This is a genomic window from Hyphomonas sp. UBA4494 (genome assembly GCF_002388935.1).
Taxonomy (GTDB): Bacteria; Pseudomonadota; Alphaproteobacteria; order Caulobacterales; family Hyphomonadaceae; genus Hyphomonas.
Genome location: NZ_DGNK01000011.1, coordinates 13111 through 38505, shown reverse-complemented (window position 1 = coordinate 38505; position 25395 = coordinate 13111). Strand labels below are relative to the sequence as shown.

General features: G+C 57.6%; 25 protein-coding genes. 7 read left to right on the top strand and 18 right to left on the bottom strand.

Translation table 11 applies throughout. The annotated features are described in order from the left end of the window. Positions 1 to 106 precede the first annotated feature (106 nt). The 3 genes from B2P82_RS04080 to B2P82_RS04070 all read right to left on the bottom strand — a co-directional run bounded on the left by B2P82_RS04080 (position 107) and on the right by B2P82_RS04070 (position 3439). Complete coding sequence (locus tag B2P82_RS04080; RefSeq protein WP_290495317.1) at positions 107 to 502, bottom strand: nuclear transport factor 2 family protein; 396 nt, start codon at positions 500 to 502, stop codon at positions 107 to 109. Next, on the bottom strand, positions 495 to 2039 hold the full coding sequence (gene sufB / locus B2P82_RS04075; RefSeq protein ID WP_206990642.1) for a Fe-S cluster assembly protein SufB: 1545 nt from the start codon (positions 2037 to 2039) through the stop codon (positions 495 to 497). Before sufB ends, B2P82_RS04080 begins: the two co-directional genes overlap by 8 nt. Before the next feature lie 254 nt (positions 2040 to 2293). Continuing rightward, positions 2294 to 3439: a cysteine desulfurase family protein gene (locus B2P82_RS04070; protein ID WP_290495315.1), complete on the bottom strand. Its 1146-nt coding sequence runs from the start codon at positions 3437 to 3439 to the stop codon at positions 2294 to 2296. Positions 3440 to 3549: 110 nt separating this feature from the next. Here B2P82_RS04070 and B2P82_RS04065 point away from each other — a divergent pair, with 110 nt between their 5' ends. Further along, a complete protein-coding gene (locus B2P82_RS04065; protein WP_034815576.1) occupies positions 3550 to 4227 on the top strand; it encodes an alpha/beta hydrolase in 678 nt (225 codons plus the stop codon). Here B2P82_RS04065 and B2P82_RS04060 read toward each other — a convergent pair. Beyond that, the gene (locus B2P82_RS04060; protein ID WP_290495360.1) at positions 4224 to 5342 is read right to left on the bottom strand and encodes an anhydro-N-acetylmuramic acid kinase; all 1119 of its coding nucleotides are present in this window, start codon (positions 5340 to 5342) and stop codon (positions 4224 to 4226) included. The two genes, B2P82_RS04065 and B2P82_RS04060, sit on opposite strands and share 4 nt — an antisense overlap. 59 nt (positions 5343 to 5401) lie before the next feature. Between B2P82_RS04060 and tyrS the strand changes: the two genes are divergently transcribed. Next, positions 5402 to 6652 carry a tyrosine--tRNA ligase gene (gene tyrS / locus B2P82_RS04055; RefSeq protein ID WP_290495313.1) on the top strand — a complete coding sequence of 417 codons (1251 nt, stop codon included), beginning with the start codon at positions 5402 to 5404 and terminating at the stop codon, positions 6650 to 6652. Here the strand turns inward: tyrS and B2P82_RS04050 are convergent. Continuing rightward, complete coding sequence (locus tag B2P82_RS04050; RefSeq protein ID WP_290495311.1) at positions 6649 to 10029, bottom strand: YhdP family protein; 3381 nt, start codon at positions 10027 to 10029, stop codon at positions 6649 to 6651. The genes tyrS and B2P82_RS04050 overlap by 4 nt on opposite strands. An 86-nt stretch (positions 10030 to 10115) precedes the next feature. Between B2P82_RS04050 and B2P82_RS04045 the strand changes: the two genes are divergently transcribed. From B2P82_RS04045 to B2P82_RS04035, 3 genes are all read left to right on the top strand, one after another. Next, the gene (locus tag B2P82_RS04045; RefSeq protein WP_290495309.1) at positions 10116 to 10607 is read left to right on the top strand and encodes a peroxiredoxin; all 492 of its coding nucleotides are present in this window, start codon (positions 10116 to 10118) and stop codon (positions 10605 to 10607) included. Between the two features lie 180 nt (positions 10608 to 10787). Beyond that, a complete protein-coding gene (locus B2P82_RS04040; protein WP_290495307.1) occupies positions 10788 to 12011 on the top strand; it encodes a peptidoglycan DD-metalloendopeptidase family protein in 1224 nt (407 codons plus the stop codon). Then, positions 11995 to 12516, top strand: coding sequence for a bactofilin family protein (locus B2P82_RS04035; RefSeq protein ID WP_034815584.1), 522 nt, complete (start codon positions 11995 to 11997; stop codon positions 12514 to 12516). Before B2P82_RS04040 ends, B2P82_RS04035 begins: the two co-directional genes overlap by 17 nt. 75 nt (positions 12517 to 12591) lie before the next feature. Here B2P82_RS04035 and B2P82_RS04030 read toward each other — a convergent pair whose 3' ends face one another. From B2P82_RS04030 to B2P82_RS04020, 3 genes are all read right to left on the bottom strand, one after another. Next, positions 12592 to 13062: an NfeD family protein gene (locus B2P82_RS04030; RefSeq protein ID WP_290479572.1), complete on the bottom strand. Its 471-nt coding sequence runs from the start codon at positions 13060 to 13062 to the stop codon at positions 12592 to 12594. Positions 13063 to 13066: 4 nt separating this feature from the next. After that, positions 13067 to 13978, bottom strand: a complete 912-nt coding sequence (locus B2P82_RS04025) for an SPFH domain-containing protein (protein ID WP_034815589.1) — start codon at positions 13976 to 13978, stop codon at positions 13067 to 13069. A gap of 140 nt (positions 13979 to 14118) precedes the next feature. Then, the gene (locus B2P82_RS04020; protein ID WP_034815591.1) at positions 14119 to 14601 is read right to left on the bottom strand and encodes a peroxiredoxin; all 483 of its coding nucleotides are present in this window, start codon (positions 14599 to 14601) and stop codon (positions 14119 to 14121) included. 119 nt (positions 14602 to 14720) lie between these two features. Between B2P82_RS04020 and B2P82_RS04015 the strand changes: the two genes are divergently transcribed. Next, complete coding sequence (locus B2P82_RS04015) at positions 14721 to 15281, top strand: YqgE/AlgH family protein (protein WP_206990649.1); 561 nt, start codon at positions 14721 to 14723, stop codon at positions 15279 to 15281. On the opposite strand, the gene B2P82_RS04010 is transcribed toward B2P82_RS04015, so the two are convergent. The 10 genes from B2P82_RS04010 to coxB all read right to left on the bottom strand — a co-directional run bounded on the left by B2P82_RS04010 (position 15282) and on the right by coxB (position 24631). After that, positions 15282 to 16310, bottom strand: coding sequence for an EAL domain-containing protein (locus B2P82_RS04010; RefSeq protein WP_290495305.1), 1029 nt, complete (start codon positions 16308 to 16310; stop codon positions 15282 to 15284). It abuts the gene before it with no gap. Positions 16311 to 16320: 10 nt separating this feature from the next. Continuing rightward, a complete protein-coding gene (locus B2P82_RS04005) occupies positions 16321 to 16890 on the bottom strand; it encodes a GNAT family N-acetyltransferase (protein ID WP_290495303.1) in 570 nt (189 codons plus the stop codon). Positions 16891 to 16893: 3 nt separating this feature from the next. Continuing rightward, positions 16894 to 18273 carry a threonine synthase gene (thrC, locus tag B2P82_RS04000; protein WP_290495301.1) on the bottom strand — a complete coding sequence of 460 codons (1380 nt, stop codon included), beginning with the start codon at positions 18271 to 18273 and terminating at the stop codon, positions 16894 to 16896. After that, positions 18270 to 18962 carry an SURF1 family cytochrome oxidase biogenesis protein gene (locus B2P82_RS03995; protein ID WP_206990653.1) on the bottom strand — a complete coding sequence of 231 codons (693 nt, stop codon included), beginning with the start codon at positions 18960 to 18962 and terminating at the stop codon, positions 18270 to 18272. Before B2P82_RS03995 ends, thrC begins: the two co-directional genes overlap by 4 nt. Before the next feature lie 86 nt (positions 18963 to 19048). Beyond that, positions 19049 to 19921, bottom strand: a complete 873-nt coding sequence (locus tag B2P82_RS03990) for a cytochrome c oxidase subunit 3 (protein WP_206990654.1) — start codon at positions 19919 to 19921, stop codon at positions 19049 to 19051. A gap of 77 nt (positions 19922 to 19998) precedes the next feature. Beyond that, the gene (locus B2P82_RS03985) at positions 19999 to 20577 is read right to left on the bottom strand and encodes a cytochrome c oxidase assembly protein (protein WP_290495299.1); all 579 of its coding nucleotides are present in this window, start codon (positions 20575 to 20577) and stop codon (positions 19999 to 20001) included. Next, positions 20574 to 20888, bottom strand: coding sequence for a cytochrome c oxidase system small membrane protein (locus B2P82_RS03980; RefSeq protein WP_290495294.1), 315 nt, complete (start codon positions 20886 to 20888; stop codon positions 20574 to 20576). The genes B2P82_RS03985 and B2P82_RS03980 overlap by 4 nt, the downstream gene beginning before the upstream one ends. Before the next feature lies 1 nt (position 20889). Continuing rightward, complete coding sequence (locus B2P82_RS03975) at positions 20890 to 21843, bottom strand: heme o synthase (RefSeq protein WP_290495292.1); 954 nt, start codon at positions 21841 to 21843, stop codon at positions 20890 to 20892. Positions 21844 to 21947: 104 nt separating this feature from the next. Next, entirely contained in the window at positions 21948 to 23612 is a 1665-nt protein-coding gene (gene ctaD / locus B2P82_RS03970; RefSeq protein ID WP_206990659.1) for a cytochrome c oxidase subunit I, read from the bottom strand. Between the two features lie 20 nt (positions 23613 to 23632). Beyond that, positions 23633 to 24631: a cytochrome c oxidase subunit II gene (coxB, locus tag B2P82_RS03965; RefSeq protein WP_206990660.1), complete on the bottom strand. Its 999-nt coding sequence runs from the start codon at positions 24629 to 24631 to the stop codon at positions 23633 to 23635. Between the two features lie 165 nt (positions 24632 to 24796). Here coxB and B2P82_RS03960 point away from each other — a divergent pair, with 165 nt between their 5' ends. Then, positions 24797 to 25351, top strand: a complete 555-nt coding sequence (locus B2P82_RS03960; RefSeq protein ID WP_290495290.1) for a tetratricopeptide repeat protein — start codon at positions 24797 to 24799, stop codon at positions 25349 to 25351. The last annotated feature ends 44 nt before the right edge of the window (positions 25352 to 25395 follow it).

Sequence of the window (25395 nt, the reverse complement as noted above, 5' to 3'; positions counted from 1 at the left end):
TAGCCCGGTGCGAAAAGCCCCGGATGCAGGAAATGGCCCGTATAACCGCTTGAAACAGGTCTGGCGGTCCGATTCTTCGGTTTTGCCGCACCTGGCCTCGGGTTTTTCAGGCGTCACGCTGGGACAGCATGTCAGATTCGCGGACCGAAAGGGTTTCGGTCCAGAGCGTCAGTGACGTGCATAGACCTGCGGCGTTCAGGTCGGCCTTGAGAATACCGTCAGTGCGGTACGGTTCATCCAGGGCCGCAATCAGTCCCCCGGCCGTCCAATGGGCCCAGTTACTCGCAATTTTTTCCACCTTGAACGACACGTCCACGATCCGCGACCAATTCTCGGCGAATACAGCAACGATCTTCTCTACGCCGGTTATCGGAGCGTTGAACGGCGTTTCAAACAATTTTGCGTCTTCACTCAACAGGGACTTGAGAAGCGCGACATCTCCGCCCTCATGCGCCCGTGCATAGGCATTGAGCCAGTCTCCGAATGCGTCCGGATCAGCCAACGCTGCCCTCCAGGCTCACCTTGAGCAGGCTCTGGGCCTCGACCGCAAACTCCATTGGCAATTCCTGCAGCACTTCGCGGACAAAACCGTTCACGAGGAGCGCAACCGCCTCTTCTTCCCCGATGCCACGCTGGCGGACATAGAACATCTGGTCGTCCGACAGTTTGGTCGTCGTCGCCTCGTGCTCCAGTTGGGCATCAGCCCGGCGGTTCTCGACGTAGGGCACAGTATGCGCGCCGCAGCGATCCCCGATCAGCAAACTGTCGCACTGGGTGAAGTTGCGCGCCTTGTCGGCCTTGCGGTTGATCGAGACGAGGCCGCGATACGTGTTGTTGGATTTGCCAGCCGAGATGCCCTTGGAGATGATTCGGCTGCGCGTGCGCTTGCCGAGATGGATCATTTTGGTGCCAGTATCGGCCTGCTGACGGCCATTTGTGACAGCGATGGAGTAGAATTCGCCCACACTGTCATCGCCGCGCAGAATACAGCTCGGATACTTCCAGGTCACGGCAGAGCCCGTCTCGACCTGCGTCCAACTGATCTTGGAACGATCACCCCGGCAATCGCCGCGCTTCGTCACGAAATTGTATATGCCGCCCTTGCCATTCTCGTCGCCCGGCCACCAGTTCTGCACCGTTGAATATTTGATCTCAGCATCTTCCAGCGCGACCAATTCAACCACGGCAGCGTGAAGCTGGTTCTCGTCGCGCATCGGCGCGGTACACCCTTCGAGATAAGAGACGTAGGCACCCTCATCGCACACGATAAGCGTTCGCTCGAACTGGCCGGTGTTTTCGGCGTTCATGCGGAAATAAGTCGACAGCTCCATCGGGCAGCGGACGCCCTTGGGCACATAGACAAATGTTCCATCAGAAAAGACAGCGCTGTTCAGCGTCGCAAAGAAATTGTCCGACTGGGGCACGACAGTGCCGAGATACTTCTTCACAAGATCTGGATACTCGTGAACCGCCTCGGAAATCGACATGAAGATCACGCCGGCCTTTTCCAGCTCCTTGCGGAAGGTCGTGGCAACAGAGACAGAATCGAACACCGCATCGACGGCAACGCGGGGCGTTTCGCGTGCGGTGGCTGCGGTTTCTGCCGCGCCTTCGACACCGAGCAGAACTTCAGCTTCGCGCAACGGGATACCGAGCTTTTCGTAGGTTTCGAGAATTTCCTTCGGTACGTCGTCAATCGACTCATACTTCGCGCCGGATTTGGGGGCAGCGTAGTAGTAGTAATCCTGATAATTGATGGTCGGATAATTGACCATCGCCCAAGTTGGCTCTTCCATGGTCAGCCAGCGCTTGTAAGCGGCCAGGCGCCATTCGAGCAGCCATTCCGGCTCTTCCTTCTTGGCCGAAATGAAGCGGATCGTATCTTCGGACAGGCCTTTTGGCGCCATGTCCATTTCGATGTCTGTGACAAACCCCGCAGAGTAATTCTCCGACTCGAGCGCCTTCGCGGCCTCGACCGTGCCCTGGTCAATGCTGTCCTTCACCTTCACTTCGGTGCAGTCCTCATCATGATCTTCCATACCGCCGCAGCAATCCATCCTATCCTACCTTCCCGGGTCCCGGAGCGCGATGCCCGCATCATACGGCCGGTTCGGTTCCTCAAGCCCGCGATGGCACATGCTGCGCGCGTCAACCGAACGAGCCTCCGCACAATCGCGGTGTGCGGCGCTACCAAGAGTGAATTTTCCGATCGGCTTGATCATCGCGCAGCCGGACAAGCCTACTGCGCAAGCCAGTATGCCAAAGGGAAGAGCGTGTCGTTTGAGTGAGACCATCAGGCCGTTTCCTTCAATACCGTCCGCCGGGCTGCGTCGAGCCAGGCATCTGCCACACCGGTGAAATCCTCCGGTGTGCTGTTCCATCCAAAGCTGGTGCGGATTGCCGATTCCGCAAGGGCGTCAGATGCGCCCATCGCCAGCAATACGAGCGAGCGCTTCACCTTGCCAGACGAACATGCAGATCCGGCCGAAATGCACACACCTGCCAGATCCATCGCCATGACCTGCGTTTCCGCCGCAAAGCCGGGCTTGGCGAAGTTCGATGTCCCAGCCAGCCGCTCGGCGGCCTTGCCCATGATCGTCACGCCCGCCTCGCGCTCGAGACGCGCCTCCATATCATTTCGATACGCGGCCAGCATAGCATATTTCGGCAAATCTCTCACGGCAGCCTCCACCGCCGCGCCAAAGCCCGCTTGCGCAGCAACATTCTCAGTGCCGGACCGCAACCCACGCTCCTGCCCGCCGCCATGGGTCACGGCCTTCAGCGGCGCACCCGCCCGGTGCCAGAGCGCGCCTGCGCCCTGCGGGCCGCCAATCTTGTGCGCCGACAGGCTGAGATAATCGACGCCCAGAAGGCCGACATTGACAGGAATCTTGCCGAGACCCTGCACGGCGTCGCAAATGGCAAGCCCGCCGGCCTCTCGCACGATCCGTGCCGCCTCTGCCACGGGCTGGACCACGCCGGTCTCATTATTCGCGAGCATCAGGCACAGAACCGGTGTGCCCAATTTGGCGTGATCCCAATCCGAAAGCTGATCTTGCAACTGGTTCAGGTCCAACGTCCCGTCGGGCCTCACATAGGCGGTCCGCACTTGCACCCCAGAATGGGCGGCAGCCTTGGTGACGGCCTCATGCTCAATCGCTGAAACCAGGAAGGTGCAATGTCCATCGAGCGCTACGGCAACACCATGAATCGCCAGATTGTCTGCTTCGGTGCCACCACCTGTCAGGATGATGTCTTCTGCCCGGCTACCGATCGCGCCGCCAATGGCCAAGCGGACCCGCTCCAATACGCCGCGCGCCGCCCTTCCGGCCGTATGGACGGACGACGGATTGGTCGCGCCCATGCCCCATACATCCAGCATCGCCTGGCGCGCTTCAGGCCTCAAAGGCGAGGTCGCATTGTGATCTGCATATATCATAGGACTGGATATACTCACTTTTGGGCGATTTTGCAGGTGTAGAAAAATTTGCATTTCGCAGTTCAAATGGCTTATGACCGCGCCCTTCCCCCGAGACCAGCGAGTATAACATGGCAGAACTCATCATTCCGGGCCCGCAAGGCCGCATCGAAGCCCGTTACACCGAGCCGCCGCTTCCCGGCGCGCCGATTGCGCTAATCCTCCATCCTCACCCGAAAGCGGGCGGCACGATGCAGGATCCTATCTCCATCATGCTGTATCAAATGTTCGAGCGTCATGGGTTCGGAGTGCTGCGCTACAATTCGCGTGGCGTAGGCCGCAGCCAAGGTCAGTATGATCAGGGCATTGGTGAACTCGAAGATGCCGCCTTCGTTCTGGACTATGTCGAAAACCTCGCAGAGAGCCCGCGCTTTGTCTGGTGTGCCGGCTACAGCTTCGGGGCATGGATCACGTTGCAGTTGCTGATGCGCCGCCCGGAGATTGACGGATTCCTCGCCATCTCTCCCCCGGCCAACCACTATGACCTTTCCTTCCTGGCACCATGTCCGGCATCCGGCCTGATTGTGTCCGGCGATTCCGATTCGATCTCATCACCTGAAGATGTTGAGCGTGCGCTGACCAAAGTGCGCGTTCAGAAGGGCGAACAGATCGACCGCACGACGGTCAAAGGTGCGAACCACTTCTATCAGGACAAGCGCGACGAACTGATCGGGCTCTGCGAAGATTACCTGCTACAGCGCCTTGCCGCCGCAGAAGAAAAGCTCCGCCTCGAAGCCGAGGAAGACTAGAAAATCAGCTTCCCGCCCCGCATCGGGGCGGGAACACCAGTGGTCGATGGCCAACTGATCGGCAATCCGCGCGCAGTTCGCGCGGCCAGGAAGGCAAATGCCTCCGCCTCGATCGAATCTCCCCGCCAACCAACCGCTTCTGCCGAATGCACATCGCACCCAGCCGCGCGTGCCAACGCAGCCATAAGGACAGGATTGTGCCTGCCGCCACCGCACACGATCAGGCGCGCTGGATATTCCGGCAGCTGGGAAAGACCAATCGCGACGGCGCGTGCCGTAAACTCGGTCAGCGTAGCCGCGCCGTCCTCGACGGATAGGCCGCGCACCATACTGGCGTTGAAGTCGTATCGGTCCAGAGATTTTGGCGGCGGTTGGTCAAACCAATCATGATCCAGGAGCTGAACGAGTAAGCCATCATGCACGCGGCCAGCCCCAGCAAAACGACCGCCCTCATCATGAGTCCCCAGGCCATGTCCCTCAATCCATTCATCGATGGGTCCGTTCGCCGGGCCTGTGTCAAACGCGACGAGGGAGCCACTGCTCATACGAGCGGTAATGTTCGCAACACCGCCAAGATTGAGAACGCATGCCGCGTCGCCGCCGAGGCGCTCTAGCAGTGCGGCATGATACGCGGGTGCAAGGGGTGCGCCCTGCCCGCCGGCGGCCACATCATCAGACCGAAAGTCATAAGCGAGCGCGACACCGAGCGCAGCCTGCATAGCGGGGCCGTCGATCAGCTGGAGGGTTGCCCCGGCCTGATTTCCCTTGGGTGCGCGATGCAACACAGTCTGACCGTGGACACCCGCAAGACGGGGCGCAGGCCCCGTCCAAGTCTCGAGCAGCCGCTCCCATGTCTCAAAATGGGTGCGGGTAACAACCAAACACGCCGCATTGAAAACACCGTCCGGCTGAGGGCCAACCCAATTCCACGCGCGTGCAGCATCGGTGGCGCGCTGCAGTGCGGCGCGCTCTTCAGGTGCGTATTTACGCTCCGCAGTCGCTCCGAATTCCAGAACCTTTTCACCATCAGTCAGGATCAGCGCTGCGTCGACGGCGTCCAGCGACGTGCCAGACATGAAGCCCGCCACCCAATACGGTTCAGATTTTTCACTCACAGAGTTCAAGATATCAGTTTTCCATGTTACGCGCGGCAGCTTCACGGAGACACGAGAAGATGAGCGAATACAAGTCAGAATTCCTGAAAACCCTGTCAGAGCGCGGTTACCTGAAACAGGTCACCCATCCGGCAGAGGTGGATGCCTATTGCGCCAAGGGGATTCCGACTGGCTATATCGGCTTTGATGCGACGGCTGACAGCCTGCATGTCGGCTCGCTCTTACAGATCATGATGCTTCGCCACCTCCAGAAGAGCGGCGGTAAACCCATCGTGCTGATGGGCGGTGGCACGACCAAGGTGGGCGACCCGACCGACAAGGAAAAGTCGCGCCCCTTGCTGACCGACGAGCAGATCGCGGCCAACATGGAAGGCATCAAGAAGGCCTTCCAGCCCTTCCTGACCTTCGGCGACGGGCCGACCGATGCGATCATGGTCAACAATGACGACTGGCTCGGCAAGCTTGGCTACCTCGAAATGTTGCGCGAAGTTGGCGTGCACTTCACCATCAATACAATGGTAAAACAGGACACGGTCGCCCGCCGCCTTTCGGCAGAGCAGCCCTACACCTTCCTCGAATTCAATTATCTCCTCATGCAATCCTACGACTTCCTCGAACTCTACCGCCGGCTGGACTGCCGGATGCAGATTGGCGGATCAGACCAATGGGGCAATATCGTTGGTGGCGTGGACCTGGTTCACAAGGCCGCCAGCGGCGACGCATTCGGAATTACGGCTCACCTCATCACAACCGCGTCCGGCGGAAAGATGGGCAAGACCGCAGATGGTGCAGTCTGGCTGAACGCGGACCGCAAGAGCCCCTACGAGTACTGGCAATTCTGGCGCAACACAGAAGACGCCGATGTCGGACGATTCATGCGGCTGTTCACAGAGCTACCGCTCGACGAGATTGCCCGTCTTGAAGCGCTCGAGGGCGCGGAGATCAATACGGCGAAGGTCGTTCTGGCCAATGAGGCCACGAAGCTGTTGCATGGCGAAGCGGCCGCGAAAGAGTCGGAAGCTGCAGCAGCCGCAGTATTTGCTGCGGGCGGCCAAGCTGACGCGCTGCCAACTGTTGAAATCGCAACATCCGATCTTGATGGTGGCATGCTCGTAGCCGCCGCATTCACAGCGGCGGGTCTCACAGAATCCAACGGCGCCGCGCGCCGCTTGATCAAGCAAGGCGCAGCAAAGGTGAATGATACTCCGGTATCAGATCAAAATGCATCCCTGTCAGCGGACGACCTTGTAGACGGGACAATCAAACTGTCCGCCGGCAAGAAGCGCCATGCGCTGGTCAAGGCAATCTAGAATTCCTCTTCGGGGATCGGTGGCAGCTCGGACGGGATAGGCTCATCTTCCGGTCGCGCTTTAGCCTCCGGAATATCCGTATCCGACGGGTTTTCAAATATCCGTCGGATGACACCCGGGGCGAGAGCAGACAGAGGATTGACCGACACGTTCGCCTTTTCGAGACTGCCGCGGATGCTATAGGTCAACGAGAAGATGCCCTCACCATCCCGGCCCACCACAAGGTCCCCAATAATCGGAATACCCCCAAGGGCTGAATTCATGCCGAAACTTGGTACCAGCACGCCATCGACACTGATCTCGCTGTCGGCGCCAAGATAGCCGTTGGCGGTCAGGCCTAGCGCCGGGCCCTGCGCTTTCCCGCCAGTCACAACGTAACGATCCCCCGCCACGGTCAATGGAATGTCGATCCGCGAGAACAGAACGCCGTCACCTCCCAAAGTATCTGCAAGTCCACGAAGAGAGGCGAGAGAGAGAATTTGAGTCAGGAACGGGGCATTGTGCAACCGCCCGTCCGTCACAACAATGTTGAACCGAGACGGCGCTCCATCGCGTGCAAGCGTGCCATCTATGTCCAGCCTCCCTCCTTCGATGAAGTCGAGATCGAGAAATGCGCTGGTAATGAAGCCGGCATCGCTGCTGACAACTTTGATCGCCGTGCCCTCCGGAGACGAGCCATCCAAATCGATATTGAAGGCTGACCCGTCATCCGTGTTTCCGGTCGCTGAGAGCTTCTGCATTCCGTTCACTGTTGACCGCCACGTGACGTCTGCGTTTCGCACATAAAGGCCAGCGCCAAGGGTAAGTGTGTCGACGTCGGCCCTGACGCTCAGCGGCGTACCATTGCTGTCATTCGCGTCGCCCAGCGCACCGATGCCTGGTAATGCGCCCGACAGATCAAGATAGCTGCCGGTCAAGGCAACTTGCAAATTGCCATTCGGACCTCGCGAAATCTGTCCGTTCACGTCTGCAGTGTCTGCGAGAAAGGCCCGCCTCAGATCCGCCGAGACCAAACGGGAATCTCCCCCCAGTGTAAACTTTCCATCCAGATAAGCTTCTTCGCTGGTAAAGAGTACGTCGGAGGAGAAGCCCTCTTCGGCGCGCTCATACAGGACGGTCACCTTCCCCTCCTTGCCTGCGGTCTTCACCCAGCCGATTTCGGACAGGTCGAGACGGGCATTGGTCATATCCATTACAATGTTTGCAACCGACACATCCTCACCTTCAACGGTCGCCTGAACTTCTGTGGGTACTTCGCCAGTCAAGTACGCCCTCCCCGGAAGGCCGAACCGATTCAACACATCCGGCGTGATAACCGCTTGTGCCGACAGCGCCGACGGAGCCTCACCATCCTTGAATCCGTCGCGCCAGCTGAACTGGACAGGTGACGGACCAAGATCACCCAAGCCGGTAATGGTCATACCATCTTGGTCAACCTTGATGTCAGCCGTAGCGTTTGCCAGATTCAGGCCGAGCGCGGCGCGCTTGAGGCCACCATTGGTCAGCCGACCGATTGCCGCGTAGCGAACCGCTTCGTCTGGGACATTATCGAGTGCCGGTCGGAACAACTCGAATGTCGCCTCGGCATCGCCACTTAAACGCTCCTCATCAAAGCCTAGATCGAGCCGGGATTCATTCAACGTCGTGATAACGTTTGCTGCAGGGCCGTGCCCCTTTGCAAATACGCGGAAATCTTCCCCTTTCGGATTGAAGGCTGGAAAGTCGACCAGGGCCTCGTCAATGTCCCAACCACCATAGTCACCCTGGTCAACAGTTACCCTGAAACTGTTGCCCGTCAGGCGCCCCTTGCCGACGGCATTCCGGGCGGCGGGCAAGTCATCGAGAAACTTAACGTCCGCCGAGTTGATATCGAAGGTAAGGTTCAGGTCTTCATCCCTCAGATAACCTTCCGCGAAACTATCGCGTTGAAGCGTCATCTGCGCACGCAAATTGTCTACGTCCGTATTGCTGATCCGTTTGGCCGTAAAGGATCGCGCTCCCGTGCCCAGCGATACGGGCCAAAAGGCGAGCACGGTGTCCTTCGTGACTGTTCCCTCAGTTTCCAGCTCGATGGTTCCGATAATCGGAGATTCATTCTTCTCACGATCTGGGGTCATCGCGATATCAGTGATGAACTGGAACTGTGCGTCATTGGATACGAACGAAATCCGGGTGTCTTTTAAGCTGCGATCCGGAAAATTCACTTCTCCATCAGCGCGGAGATCGCGCAAACCAAGTGGCTCTGCAAAGGATGGTGTGAAATCAAGCGTCGCAGCATTGCTTCGCAGTTTGAACGGGCGTGGTCCGGTCCCTTTCAGCGCGTTTTGAAGTGTTAAGTCTGCTGAACCAGCGAACGGGCCAAATCGCAGTGAATTCCCTGAGATGAGCAATTCATCGCCCATCGCCGCATAGGTCATCTCGAGATCGAGATCCGTCACATTCATGCCGCTCTCACCGAACGGTAGTTCGCCCTCAGCAAGGATGGCCTTCACCACAATCTTCTCGACGCCCGCTGCGCTGGACGTGTCAAACTCAACGGTAATGTCTGCTGGCACACCGGACAGGAATTCGCTGTCGGTACCCAGCCGCGCAGCAAGGTCGGCAAGAGACCATTGAGCGACGGCGAGAGAGGCTTGCATACGGCTGCCCAAATCGCTCGTATCAATATCCAGCGCCAACCCAGCCGGCAAACCGGCCCCCACGCCACTGCCGGACATGGACAAATCTACTCCGTCTTCCGTGACGGAGAGCAGCCCTTTCGACTCCGTCAAGGTAAACAGAGGCGATCTGTCAGAAGCGAAGACGCGCATTTCAAAGTCCTCGTAGGACAAGCGCTCGAGACTGATGTCAGCCTTCTCTTCTTGTAGCACCACAAGAATTTGGGGAAGTACGGCGTTTATCCGTTCCAGCCATTCGCTCGGATTTTGTGGCATTTCACCGACCGGAATTTCAGGCAGTGGATCGCCCGCGATGTACCAAATGCCATCGTCAGCTTGAGCAACATTGATCCAGCCATCGACCAGGTCGAGCCCAAGGACCTCCACATCACTCATTACGAGCGCGGAGGTGGACAGCACGATGCGGGCACGCTCGGCCTCCGCAGCCACATTACCTTCACCATCCAGCATCTTGATGTCATTTCCGGTGACAAGAACGCGCTTGTCTTCCGACGACCATTGCAGAAAAACATCGCCGACAGTTACCGGTCTGCCATTGCGCGAATTGGTCAGGCCCTGCTCGATATCGTCTCGGAACATCTCCAATTCGATCGGCCCACTGGACAAACGGAAGACGAGCAACCCTGCCAGAACCAGAACAACCAGGATAAGTCCGCCGAGTATTTCAAGAATTACAAGTGAGGCTCTCTGGCGGACCAAATCAGGGACTCCGAAAATCTACGTCAAAAAATTGCGTTCTATGGCGATATATGCACACCAAGCTGACCGCACCATAGGAGGAATACATGGCGAAAGTACTGCAAGACGGTGAAAAGGCTCCGGATTTCTCAATGCCCTCCACGACCGGGCAGATCAAACTCAAGGACTTCTCGGGCAGCTATCTGGTTCTTTACTTCTACCCCAAGGACGACACACCCGGTTGCACGAACGAAGCGAAAGACTTTTCAGCGTTGATCGACGCATTCGTAGACCGGAATGCCAAAGTCGTCGGCGTTTCGCGCGATCCGCTTTCCAAACACGAAAAGTTCTCGGCCAAGCACGACCTTAAAGTAATTCTTGCCAGCGATGAGTCGGGCGAAACCACGGAGATGTACGGCACCTGGGTCGAGAAAAACATGTATGGAAAGACCTATATGGGCATCGCCAGACAGACCTTTCTGATCGGACCGGACGGTTCAATCATTAAATCTTGGAAAAAAGTCCGGGTGAAAGGCCACGCAGAGGATGTGTTGAGCCACCTGCCGGACGGAACAAAAACGAGCCAGGACAAGGTTTAAGCCCCTTAAAACGAGTATTAACGAGAGATTTACCCTAATGGGGGAATATTTTCAGGAATTATGCTCGCAAGGGGTTCCGTCCCTTAGTGATTTCGGTATTTATATTTCTACGGGTTTGGGAACTTGCTGTAGGTGTGATTGCAGTAGGCGGTGTGTGATTCCAGTCGACGGGTGGCGTTAATGGCGAAATGGAGTGCGAACCTCAAGGCGACGTTCGATCGTGCATTTCCTGAACGACAAATATATCACCGGAGCGGCGGCACCGTCCGGTACATTTCCATTTCTCCATGGCAACAGGCAATTTGCGCCCTCGGCGCCACGGCGCTTGCTGGATGGACAATTTTTCTGACCGGCACCTTCGCCCTTGGCGGCTCAACCGGCACGCTTACCGGCAGCTCCGATGATCGCGAACTTGCCAAGTATGAGCGCTGGGTTCAGGAGCTTCGCGCCAAGGATGCGCTGTCGCGTTCACTGCTGGAAGAGCGCACAGATGCCTTTCAGCGCGAAACGGCCGAATGGGAAGATCGCCAGAAAGCGCTCGAGGATTTGTTTGAGCAGCTGAAGGGCGATGAAACGCTCGATGTCTCGGCCCTTACAGGCGATGGCGCGGACCTGCTGGTTCGGGCGTCTATCGAAGAAGCCGACGACCGTCAGTCTCGTGACAGTTTCCGCATGACGGCCACACTCGACACGCGAGGCAATCGCGTCAGCGTCAAGAACCTCAAATACAATCAGGAACGCATGCTCGACGAGGCGGAAGACCTCGCCATTGAGCGCGCTGAACGCGCTCGCAGCGTGATCCAGCTGACCACGATTGGCAGCGACCGCATCATGGAAAGCGCAGAGATGGGCGGTCCGCTTGTCTCAATGGCAAACCTGACGGCTGGCGGCGAGACGCTGTCAGCGCAGGACGCCAGCTTCTACAACCGGCTGACCGAGACCCAGGCTCGCGTCGCCGAGATGCAGTATTACGAACAGATTGTTGAAAGCCTGCCCCTTGGTGCTCCGGTTGGCGTACCCTTCCGGTACACCAGCCCTTATGGCATTCGGGTAGATCCTTTCATCAAGAGACCGCGTTGGCATAACGGAATTGATGTCGCGGCCTATGGTGGGGCGCCGATCGTGGCGTCCGGGCCGGGCACCGTCAGCTTCGCAGGCGCACGGTCAGGGTATGGACGCGTGGTCGAAGTGGATCATGGATACGGCTTCAAGTCGCGCTATGGTCACCTCCGCTCGATTACTGTATCAAAGGGCGATACGGTCGAAGTGGGCGATCTCGTGGGGAAGATGGGCACGACCGGAAGAAGTACCGGATATCACCTTCACTTTGAGGTGTTTTTCAACGGTAAAGCATATGATCCAGTAAAGTTTTTGAAAGCAGGCCGTCATGTTCACGAAGAATAGCAAATCCAATGACACCCCTACCCCACCAGAACCCATGAAGACGGCGCCCGCGCAGGATGCGATCCGCGGCGCGTCTTCCAAGCCTGCCGCCCGTGCAGCTTCCATCATCTGCGCCGACATGAAGATCAATGGGTCTGTCTCTTCCGAAGGCGCCCTCCAAATCGACGGCACTGTCGACGGTGATGTCGCCGCGACAGACATTACGATTGGCGCTAGCGGTCACATAACCGGCGAAGTGAAAGCCGAAGTCGTACGCGTCAAAGGCCGCATCAAAGGCTCCATCCGAGCGCGTAAGGTTGAACTCGAAACCGGTGCCCACGTCAAAGGCGACATCGTTCATTCGTCGCTCCAGATCCAGTCGAACGCCGTTTTCGAAGGTCAGGTCAAACATGCGGATGATCCGCTGAAGGACACCTCCCCCAAAGCAGCGGCGGCCGCCAATGAATCCAAGCCTGTCGCGTCTTCCGGCCCATCGGCATACGGAATTTCGACGTCCGCTTCCTGATCATTTCAGTACCCAATTGAATAAAAAGGCCAGCTCGAACTAGCTGGCCTTTTCCGTTTTGTTTTCAGCTATCGACTATGACATTACGCGACGCACAATCGCGGTCGTCATCTTGGCACCTTCGACCACTACGGTGTCGCCTGTTCGTACCAATTCGCCCTCCACGGCTTCGGCACGCCACACGGTATCACCTATCCGAACCTGCCCGGTCCCGGAAATGAAGTCACCCATTGCAAGCCCTCGCTGGCCGACCAGGGAAGCCATGCGTCGATTGAGCGTCGGATGCTCAGGTGACGTTTTTCGAATCCCGGATAGCACCGTGCGTCCAAGGATGACCAGCACGGTTGCGGCCATGCCGAATACGATCATCTGACCCTGCCAGCCCGACAATGAATCTGGGGCAAAATAGGTGAAAGCGGCCGTCAGCCAAGCGGCTATGGAAACCATGAGCAGGTCGAATGTCCCGCTCATCATCTCGATCCCGAAAAGGATCAGCCCCAAGGCCAGCCAGTGCCAGAATGTGAGTTCAGAGAAGACTTGTTCCATTGGATTAATCTCCCTTGTTGCCGGTCAGCCCCTTGATGCCCTCAAGTGTTCCGATGAGGCTCGAGAATTCAGCCGGGATGATAACCGTCCGCTGCTGATCCGACTCCGCCAGTTTTGCGAACGCTTCGACATAAGCCTGGCCAAGGAAGTAGTTGACCGCATTGACGTCGCCCCGCGCAATTGCTTCAGACACCATGGCTGTGGCCTTGGCTTCGGCTTCAGCCTCGCGCTCGCGAGCTTCAGCATCGCGAAAGGCAGCCTCCCGGCGTCCCTCGGCTTCGAGGATTTGCGCCTGTTTCTGACCTTCGGCCTTCAGGATAGCCGACTGCTTATCGCCTTCAGCGGTCAGGATTTCCGCCCGCTTCAGGCGCTCGGCCTTCATCTGGCGCGCCATGGCTTCGGTAATATCGGCCGGCGGACTCAGGTCGGCAATTTCAATCCGGGTGACCTTCACGCCCCACGGATTGGTCGCCGCATCGATAACAGTCAGAAGGCGCGCATTGATATCATCCCGGTTGGACAAGACTTCATCAAGATCCATTGAGCCGACAACAGTACGGATATTGGTGAGAGAGAGGTTCGTGATGGCGTGGTTGAGGTTGTTGACCTCATACGCCGCCGCCACTGCATCAACCACCTGGATGAACACAACCGCATCGCACGACACCATTGCGTTGTCTTTGGTGATGACTTCCTGCTGCGGCACATCGAGCACGGTTTCCATCATGTTCATCTTCCGGCCCACCCGCTCCAGGAAGGGTGTGATGATCGACATGCCCGGATTGAGTGTGCGAGTGTAGCGTCCAAACCGCTCCACCGTGTAATTGTAGCCTTGAGGCACGAACTTGAACGCAGATGTCAGGCCAATCAGGCCTACGACGGCCACCAGAACGACCACAGCAAAAAACGGATCCATGTATTCCTCTCCTTCTGTTACTCAGAATTAATGTGGGAGAGGTTTTCCGTTTTTCAATAAATATTTGACGAAAAACGGCGCGCCCAGCCCCACCAGACGCGCCGTTCTTCTCATAAGTTACTTAAGAAACCTTGTCTGATTTAGAGCTGGTTCAGCATGTAGTCCGCGCTGGAAACCTTGAACTCGCCGCCGTCTTCCACGTTGAGCTCGGCAACCGCGCCATCCTTGACGATCATGGAATAACGCTGCGAACGCTGTCCCATACCAAAACCGCTTGCATCCATTTCCAGGCCAAGGGCCTTGGCAAAGGCGCCGTTACCGTCAGCCAGCATGCGCACGGTCTCTCCTGCACCGGCATCCTTACCCCAGGCGCCCATGACGAACACATCATTCACCGAGGTACAGACGATTTCGTCCACGCCCTTGGATTTCAAATCTCCGGACTTGTCGACGAAGCCCGGCAGGTGGCGTGCGGAACAGGTTGGGGTGTACGCGCCAGGTACCGCAAACAGGGCGATCGTCTTGCCGCCAAACACCTGTTCGGTTGTGCGAGGCTGTGGGCCGTCTGCCGTCATTTCCATGAATGTGGCTTCCGGAAGCTTGTCTCCGACTTTGATGCTCATCAGCTGGTCTCCTTGATGCTGTGTTGCCCAGATAGGACGCCAATGCCTCCACGACAAGCGCACCACACCTTGCCAAAGCAATACAATTCGCCCAGCATTATCCTCGAAAGGGTCACCAGATGGACGCCGACCTCACAGGCAAACTGCTTATCGCCCTTCCCGGTATCGGCGATCCGCGTTTCGCGCGCTCGATTATTCTGGTCTGCGCCCACTCTCCCGAATTCGCCATGGGAATTGTACTCAACAAACCAATGGTCGGGCTGACGTTGCCGCAATTACTTGAACAGCTTGATGTCCCAGTGGAAATTGACGTTTCGGAAGATCTGGTGCTCGACGGAGGCCCGGTGAGCAGTGATCGCGGCTTTGTTCTTCACACTGATGACATCATCAGCGAGGGTGCTACGCTCGAGATCGACGGTACTTTCTGCATGACGGCAACCCGCGACATCCTGCACGCCATAGGAACTCGGGACGCGCCAAAGCGCTCCGTTCTCGCGCTGGGTTATTCAGGCTGGGGCGCTGGTCAGCTAGAATACGAGTTGGCCGAGAATGCCTGGTTGATTGGCGAACCCGATACGGAACTGGTATTCGGCGAAAGCCATGAGGCTAAATGGGAAGCCGCACTTGGCCATCTGGGAATAGACAGCGGTCGATTACAGATACTGCCTGGAAACGCCTGATCAATTGATCAGAAAGGCGATCGCTGCGGCTTCCTCCATCGGACGCGCGAAAGCAAAGCCTTGAGCGAAGTCAAAGCCCAGACTGCGCAGCTTTGCTGCATCGTCCTTGTGTTCAACGCCTTCCGCCGTTGTGGTCATGTCCAGCCGCGCCGCCAGCAAGGTTAGCGTGCCCAGTATCGTGTCGGTGCGGTGCTGGCCCAGACGGCGCGTGAGCCCGTGGTCCACCTTCAGACTGTCAGCTGGAAAATCCGCCAACCAGGCGAAAGACGAATGACCCGTCCCAAAATCATCCAGCACCAATCCCGCCCCCACGGCCTTCAAGGCCATGACAGCCGCAAGTGCGTGGCTTTCGTCGCGGAGTGCAGCTTGTTCCGTCAATTCGATGCGGATTGCCTTCTCTGGCAAGTCGTATCCTTGCATCAGCGCCTCTACGAGCGCTGGTAGCGTGCTGCGCGACAAATCCCGTGCCGTCAGATTCACGTGCATGAAAAGATCGGATCTACCGGAAGACTCCCGTAATTTTGAAAGCGTCTCGGCAGAGCGTATCAACATGTTGGACGCGAGGGCTTCATCCTCGTACCGGCTCGGTGGATTGCGAACTTCACCATCATCCCAGCGGGCCAGCGCTTCAAAACCGGCAATATGCCCGCTGCCAAGTGAGATAATGGGCTGGAAAACTGGGTAGAGATCGGGACCGGGCTGCAAGTCAGACGGATCAATCTCCGCAAACTCGTTCCCGGCCAGAAGCATGCCGTGCGCGTCTTCTTCACTGATGAAAGCGCCGACCAGATGAATATCGGCCCCGCTGGACAGTCTCAAATCGCAACGAACGGGTCCGTCTGACGTGCTGAATGCCTGCGCCAGTCGCCCTCGGCTGAGCCCCTCGAACATCTGCTCAATGGCATCGATAGACCATTGTCCGGCCAGATCAGAATGATCGCTACCCTTTGGCGCCTCGATCAGGAGATGCCTGCTGGCGGCATTCCAGTGCCAACTACCTTGAGGCTGGGTCGACTGATCTGACATCATCTCGTGCAACCTATCGCGAAGCACTGGACCTGACGAGTGCGAAAAGGACATGGTCGCGGCGTACGCCCGCGATCTCGAGATATTCTTTAGCATGTCCTTCTTCCCGAAAGCCGTTTGTTTCCAAGACTTTGCGGGAACGCAGGTTTGATGCCAGAATTCCGGCCTCGACGCGGTAAAGATGTAATTCCCGGAACGCCCAGTCGCAGACCGCGCCTACGCCTTCCTGCATCAGTCCCTGCCCCTGATGATCCTGTCCAAGCCAGTAACCAAGACTGGCACTGTTGGCGGGCCAGCCACGGACATTGGTCAAGGATATTCCACCGACAAGCTTTCCGTCCTTCAATCGCCGGATCATGAACACGTAAGCGCGACCGGACTTCCACCCATTCTTCCAGGCTTGCAACCGACGCGCCCAATCTGCGCGGGAGTTTGCATCCTTTGGCCATGTCGGCTCCCAGGGTTGCAGGTGCTTACGGCTACGCTTGCGCAGGCCGGACCAATCCTCAAAGTCCTTCTTGCGCGCAGGCTCGATGACCAGGCGGGTTGAAACAATGACCGTGTCCTTGCGGTGCGCGGCCATGACCTATTCGGCCAATCGTTCCACGCGCGAGCGCACAGCACCGAGGGTCGGCTCTGCCCGTTCGAACATTTCTTCATTGGACATCACGCCTGTGGCAAAATCTGGCAATCTCGCCTCGCGCCCTGTCGCTTCAAGTACCGTTTCCGGGAACTTGGCGGGTGATGCCGTGGCAAGAACCACCGTGGCCACGTCCGAATCGAGTGCGAGGCGGGCGACACGCGTGCCGACGGCAGTGTGCGGACAGATCAGCCAGCCTGTATCGGATTCGAATTGGCGCATCTCTTCGATCGTGTCTGCATTGCTGACACTTTGCACACGAATGCCTGAACAGCCCAGTCGACCCGTTGCGGTCTCTGGCAACTCCGCTTCACCCGCCTGTTTGAACCGCTCGTAGACGCTGCGCACCGCATCGCTGTCGCGACCCGACAGCTCGAACAGGATCCGCTCAAAATTGGACGGGATGGAGATATCCATGGCCGGGCTTGGCGTCGCCACAGTCGGTCGATTGGACATGACGCCAGAATTGAACAACCGCATAAGCGCATCGTTTTCGTTCACCGCGCAAACAATATCCAAGCCGCCCGGCAACAGTCCGCAACGCGCCGCTACGTATCCAGCCAGAGCGTCACCCATATTTCCACTTGGGACAACAAAGCGGATTTGCTGGCCTGCAAGGGCAGCTTGCGAAGTGGCATAGTACACCATCTGGGCTGCGATGCGCGCCCAGTTGATCGAGTTCACGCCCGACAGGCTGATGCGATCAACAAAATCGCGATCTGCGAACAGCGATTTCACAATCGTCTGGCACTCGTCAAAGTCGGTATCAAGGGCGAGGTTGAGAACATTGTCCGCACCGGTTGTCGTCATGAACAGACGCTGGATGGGAGAGACACGTTCGAATGGGTGCAAGATCACGAGATCGGCATGCTTGGCACCTGCGAAGGCCGCCGCGGCTGCGCCGCCTGTATCTCCAGAGGTCGCGCACATGATCGTCATACGCCGTCCTGTTTTGCCGAGCACAAGATCATACAGCTGACCAATCAGCTGCATGGCGACATCCTTGAAGGCGAGGGTCGGGCCGTGATGCAGTTCCAGGAGCCAGCTGCTCGGGCCTGACTGGGTCAGCGGTGTCACCGATTGGTGAGCAAAGGTGGCATAGGCGCGTTCGCACAGGCCCAGTACTTCTTCCTGCGTCAGCGTATCGCCCGCAAAGGCCGAAATGACCCGCGCGGCGACCTGGGAATAGGGTTCTCCGGGTTTGGCTGGCGCGATGGCAGGATAAGATTCGGGGATGTAGAGGCCACCATCCGGCGCCAGCCCCGCAAGGCATGCACCGATGAAATCAACGGGCTCTGACTGCCCCCGAGTGGAAATATACTTCATTCCCCGTTCCTTCTGCGAAACCGCAACCGGCCCTTTTGATAATGGAAGGCCAGATACACACCCAACAGCGCCATGGCGAGCCCCCACCATGTGATCGCGTATCCGAAATGCCGCTGTGGTGGCAGATCATCATCCATGCGCAATCGCGCAAACGGATTTGGCCCTGCCATTGCGCGACCATTTTCAATCAGCCGCAACGTCTGGGGCTCGAATGCTTCCGGCACCACGCGCTCGGCGACATCCGCCGGCAAAAGATCTGCGAGATCATCAATACTGTAGGCGTAGAAAACACCTGCCTCCGGCGCATCGGGGCTCGCGAAGGCATTGCGGCTGCCTGGGGTCTTGTAGATGCCACGCGCCGAGAAATTCAGATTGGTCCCGCATTCGGGCCCCTGACATGGCGTTGGTGGCTCCACCTGATAGAGAAGTTCGATGGTCGTAAAGATGACTCGTTCGCCTTCATCAATCGCCACTACGCGTCGCCATGACGATGCGCCGTCGGCATAGGCATAGACCATGGCTTCACTGCCCGGCACGACCCGACCGTCCAGGCTCACCCAGTTTGGCTCTGTTTCATCCAATGCCATCTTCGCGCTGAACCGACCATATTGCCAGTTCCCCAGCATGACGAGGATCGCAAGCGATACCACCGTAAACAGGGTCAAAACGGGATAGGGGCGAAAGCGCATGGGCGTGTCCGAAAGGTCTTGAAAAAAGACCCGCCAGGCTGTGCGCCGGCGGGCCTGTTGATTACGCTACGATGGCCGGTGCCAGTCTATCCGCCATAGACAAGGAATGGCACGACATAGACGAAGGCGAACAGGAACAGCCAGACCACGTCAACGAAGTGCCAGTACCAAGCCGCAAATTCGAAGCCGAGATGCTTCTCTGCGCTCATGCCGCCCATCAACAGACGGATCAGGCAGATTGCGAGGAAGATCGTACCGATCACGACGTGCGCGCCGTGGAAGCCCGTCGCCATGAAGAAGGCCGAGCCATAAAGCGTGCCGTCAAAGGTGAAAGCCGCGTGGCTGTACTCGTAAGCCTGCAGCATCGTGAACACCATGCCGAGCAGCACGGTGAAGACGAGGCCAAGCTTGGCACCGGCGCGGTCATTGTGCTGCAGCGCGTGGTGCGCCCAAGTGACTGTGGTGCCCGAAAGAAGCAGGATCAGCGTGTTGATCAGCGGCAGATGGAACGGGTCAAAGGTCTCGACGCCAACTGGCGGCCAGTCTGCAAAACGCGACAGGCCGTCTGCGTATAGCGCGTTGGCCGAATCCCATGTCTCACCGACGCGCGCACTTTCATAGATGGCGAACTCGAAGAAACTCCAGAACCAGCCGACAAAGAACATCACTTCAGACGCGATGAACAGGATCATGCCGTAACGCAGGCCAATCTGGACGACGGGCGTGTGATCGCCAATACCGCCTTCCTTGATGACTTCGCGCCACCAGCCGAACATTACCCATATGACCATCGCCAAGCCTACGGCCAGCAGCCACCAGGTTCCGGCTTCGAGGCCAAACAGGCCTTTCATATAGGTAACACCACCGAGTGCGGTAACGATTACCGCCAATGACCCCAGCAATGGCCAGGGAGACGGATTGACCAGATGGAAATCGTGTTTGACTTCGTCGTGAGCCATGGCCCTTTTGACCCCTCTAAAAAATCACATGAATCAGAGCGCTCTTTAGACCGCTCCGGCCTGTATGTGCAACTACATCAGCCGGCATTGGCTGAATTCGCCGCACCCTTCTGGGCGGCTTTTTTCTCGCCCGAATAGCTGGAACTGTCAAAAAACGTATAGCTGAGCGTGATCGTCTCCAGGGATTTAGCCACCCGGTCCTCAAGCATGTCAGCAGAGACGAAATAGACGATCGGCAGTTTCTTTGTTTCGCCAGGTGCAACCACCCGTTCCTCAAAGCAGAAACACTCAAGCTTGTTAAAGTAGAGACCCGCATAGTGCGGCGTCACATTATAGCTCGCAATGACCCGGATTTCCTGATCAGTCGGGTTGGAAACCTCGTAAAAAGCGAGGCCATGCTGGCCGAGCTTCAAAGTCTGAGTTGTCTGGAGCGGATGGAAGGTCAGCGGCGTATCGGCGACATTGGCGTCAAAACGCACCATCACTTCCCGTTCGACCATCCTATCCGGTGCGGCCGTGGCAATACGTGTGGTGCCGCCAAATCCCGTCACTTTGCAAAACGTGTCGTAGAGTGGGTCCGCTGCGAAACCAAGCCCGAGCATGCCCGTGAAAACGCCCAGTGAAACAAGTGCAACCTTTGTGTTTGACAGCTTCATGGCTCGCCCTCTTCCGGCTGCGTTTCGTCGATCGGCGTCAGATTTGGGGGTGGTGCCGCCTGATCCGGCGTCATGCCCTCAGGCAGGTCATTGATGCGCTCACCCTTGTCGTCGACCGAATAATAGAAACCACTCTGGCTCAAATCAGATGACGACAAGCGAATAAAAGTGACAACGCCCACGAGAATCACAAAGCCTGCAAGTGCCAAACCCAACCAGAGATTCCGGCTTTTGCGGGCGCGCAATTCCGCCTCTTCCGGCGTGTAGGCGTCGGTGAATTCACCGGCATATTTCTCTTTTTCGTCAGACAAATCAGGCCCCTCCTACAGGGAAGTGCAAACCTGCGGCATGCTCAACAATCAGGGCCGCGAAGACGAGGAACAAGTACAGGATGGAAAAGAAGAACATGCTGCGCGCGAGTTTCATGTCGGCAGCGCTAGCTCCGGCATCGCCCGCCCTCGAGCGCCAAACACGGACTGCATAAGCCAGGAAGACGAGCCCCAGAGCCAACGTAACCAAGCCATAAATCCACCCGCCAAGACCGGTTGCAACCGGAAGCAATGCGAGCGGCACGAGCAAGATCGTATAAAGCAGTATCTGGTTTCGCGTGGCTTTTGCCCCGTGCGTGACAGGCAACATGGGAACCCCCGCCTTCTCGTACTCACCATGTGCCAACAGGCTGAGCGCCCAGAAGTGCGGCGGCGTCCAGAAGAAGATAATCGCGAACAGTATCCACGCATCGACCGGTGTGTTGCCCGTGACCGCTGCCCATCCGATAACAGGCGGAAACGCGCCGGCACCACCACCAATGACGATGTTCTGAGGTGTCGAGCGCTTCAGCCACATTGTGTAGATGACGCCATAATAGAATATCGAGAATGCCAGGAGCGCAGCCGCCAACCAGTTGGAGGCCAGCCACATGAGCAGCACCGATACGCCGCTCATGATAAGACCCATTGCAAGGGCCTCTTCCTTCGGCACAGCGCCCGACGGAATCGGCCGTGTCGATGTGCGGGTCATGATCTGGTCGATATCAGCATCATACCACATATTGATGGCGCCAGCTGCGCCCGACCCGAGCGCGATGGCCAGCGTCGCAATCGCGGCCATGACAGGGTTTATCAAAACGCCGGTAACGCCGACTGCAGCGACGAGACCGGCAATTGCGGTGAACACAACCAGCATCATGATGCGCGGCTTCAGCAGCTGCACATAATCGCCTGCGGTGGCGTAGCGTTTCGTTTGCGATGCACTCATGTCGGTCATGATCTCTGTCGGGTCCCTTCAAGCGAAACGGCCCAAGCGCATCTTGCGCCGGGCCGCCTCGGTTTTCAGACTGTCTGGAAGGCCGGGCCCTTCCCTTTAGGCTGTTAGTGGCCGCCCTTGTTGGTGACATGCGGCAGCTCATTGAATTGGTGGAATGGTGGCGGCGAAGGCAGCGTCCATTCCAGCGTCGTAGCGCCCTCGCCCCATGGGTTGGCTTCACCCTTGCGGCGGCGGATCATGGCTTCGACGAGGCCGACGAAGAAGATCAGCGTCGCAACCAGCGTGATCGCGTACCCGATCGACGACCACATGTGCCAGGTGGCAAAGCCGTCAGCATAGTCAATGTAGCGGCGTGGCATGCCCTGCAGGCCCAGGAAATGCTGCGGGAAGAACAATACGTTCGATCCGATGAACATCAGCCAGAAGTGCAGGCCGCCGATCATGCCATTATACTTGATGCCGAACATCTTCTCGAACCAATAATACCAACCTGCGAAGAGGCCGAACACGGCGCCAAGCGACAGCACGTAGTGGAAGTGCGCGACGACGTAATAGGTGTCGTGCAGGGCGTGGTCGATACCGGCGTTAGCCAAGACCACACCGGTCACACCGCCCACAGTGAAGAGGAAGATGAAGCCAATCGCCCAGAGCATCGGGACCGTGAAGTCGATGGACCCGCCCCACATGGTCGCGATCCAAGAGAAGATCTTGATACCCGTCGGAACGGCGATCACCATCGTGGCCGCAACGAAGTAGGCTTTCAGATCCACATCCATACCGACTGTGTACATGTGGTGTGCCCACACAACGAAGCCGATCACCCCGATGGAGACCATGGCGTAGGCCATACCAAGATAGCCGAAGATCGGTTTCTTGGAGAAGGTCGACACGATGTGGCTGACGATGCCGAAGGCCGGCAGGATCATGATGTAGACTTCAGGGTGACCAAAGAACCAGAACAGATGCTGGAACATGATCGGGTCACCACCACCCGCAGGTGCGAAGAATTGCGATCCGAAGTTACGGTCGGTCAACAGCATGGTCAGCGCGGCAGCAAGCACCGGCAGCGACAGCAGCAGCAGGACGGCCGTGATGAGCACGCCCCAAGCGAACAGCGGCATCTTGTGCATGGTCATGCCAGGCGCGCGCATGTTCAGAATGGTCACGATGAAATTGATGGCGCCGAGGATCGACGCGATACCCGCCGTATGGAGCGACAGGATGAGCACATCCATTGCCGGGCCGGGATGGCCTGTGGTGGACGATAGCGGCGGATAAAGCACCCAGCCCCCTCCGAACCCGTCGCCGGGTCCGCCTGGAACCGTCATCGAGATACAGGCAAGCACAAAAGCTGCAACGGTAAGCCAGAACGAGATGTTGTTCATGCGTGGGAAGGCCATGTCTGGCGCGCCGATCATCAACGGAACGAACCAGTTTCCAAAGCCACCAATGAGCGCCGGCATCACCATGAAGAAGATCATGATCAGACCATGATAGGTAATCACCGTGTTGTAGAAATGCTTGGCATTCTGAATGGCCACGTCGCCTTCACCGGCAACGAATTGCGTCATCACCCCGATACCCGGCTCAGCAAGTTCCCAACGAATCAGGCCAGACAGCGTGTATCCCACAACCCCCGCGATCAGGGCGAAGATCAGGTACAGCGTACCGATGTCCTTGTGATTGGTCGAAAACAGCCAGCGCGTAAAGAAGCCGGGCTTGTGATCGTGTGAGTCGTGATGGTCGATGGCCACTTCATCCATAGGCATGGCGTGTCACTCTTCCCTAATTACTGTTTGGCGGCGAACTGGGTCGCCTGCTCAGTGGATGCAAAAACGTCGACGGTCGCGTAGGCGGCTTCATAGTCACCCGCGAGCATAAACTCGGCCCAGCTGTCGAATTGCGCTTGGCTGACCACGCGCACTTCAATGGGCATGAAGGCATGGTTCACGCCGCAAAGCTCAGAGCACTGGCCGTAGTAGATGCCCGGCTCCTCGACGAGGAACCAGCCCTCGTTCAGGCGGCCCGGAACGGCGTCCGTCTTCACACCGAAGGCTGGAACGGTCCAGGAATGGATCACGTCAGCTGCGGCCGTGTAATAACGCACAAAACGATCTTCCGGGATAACCATCGGGTAATCGACGGCGAGATTTTTGGGCTTGGACGCGAAATCGGTACGGCCTGTTGCCGCGGCATAGTTGTCGCCATCTGTCGAAACACCGACATGAACCGGGTTGGAAACGAATTCCAGCGGGTAACCCGAATCATCAATCAGGTCCGGATAAGTGTAGGTCCAGTTCCACTGATTGCCCTGCGCCTTGACGTTCACGAAGCCTTTTTCAGCTGCTTCCGGAAAATAATCCTTGGCGAAGCGCTCATGCTGAGCCGTCTTGCCGTCAGCAATCATCGCATCCGACTTATCGGTAATTTGCTGAAGGTTGGGAACCACGTCTTGATAATACAGGTTCGGGAAAGACTGGCTCGCGATTGCAACGAGGATGAGCGCCGGAACAACCGTCCAGATGATTTCAATCAGCGTGTTATGGCTGAACTTCTTCGGCACCGGATTGGCCTTGCGATTGTGACGCAAGATGATCCACATCAGCAGGCCAAGCACCAGCAGAGTGATCAAGACGATGATGATCAGAACGAAGTGGTGGAAGGTGTGAATGCGCTCTGCAATGCGCGTTGCGGCAGGCTGGAAACCCAGCGCACCGTCTTGAGGAACGAATGCCAGCGCCGGACCGGCCATGACGGCAGCGCACAAGGCGGCAATAAGGTGTCGCACGAAGTTATCCTCGTCTCATTGGAATCTGTGTCCCTCTATCTACAATACGTGATAGCCGCAACCTACCACTTTACGCGCTCAATATTGTCGCAGGTTGTCGGCGATGCCTTCGATCTGTGGTATGTTCTCCCTAAGACCGGCACATGAAATGAAAGGTCAAAAACAATGAAAAACTCAATTCTTACCGCCCTCCTTCTGCTCGGACTGGGCGTCGGACCCGCCAACGCGCAGGTATTGGTACTCGGGGGAGGAATTGCCGAGGACTGCTATGAAGCCGCGAAGTTTGGATCCGTATCTCCACGAGAAGGCGCTGAAATCTGCACCCGGGCGATCCAGCATGAAGCGATGAAGCTAAGCAATCGCGCCGCCACATACACGAATCGCGGCGTGCTCTACATGCGCGCCGGGCTCTACGAGAAAGCGCTTTCCGACTATGAGAAGTCCAAGCGCATCAGCCCTGACACTGGCGAAACCTACCTTAATGAGGGCGCAGCCTACATATTCATCGAAGCGTATGACAAGGCGCTCCAATCCCTGGACCAGGCCATCGCATATGGTTCAAACGATTTGCACGCCGCCTACTACAATCGCGCGCTGGCAAAGGAAAAACTGGATGATGTGGAAGGCGCCTATTACGACTTTCGCAGAGCGTTGGAATTGAAGCCTGATTGGGAGTTGGCCGAATGGCAGCTGTCACGCTTCGAGGTCAGCACGAACTGATCAGGAACGGGTTTCTGCGCCTTTGCCCTTGCGACGCGCCGGGG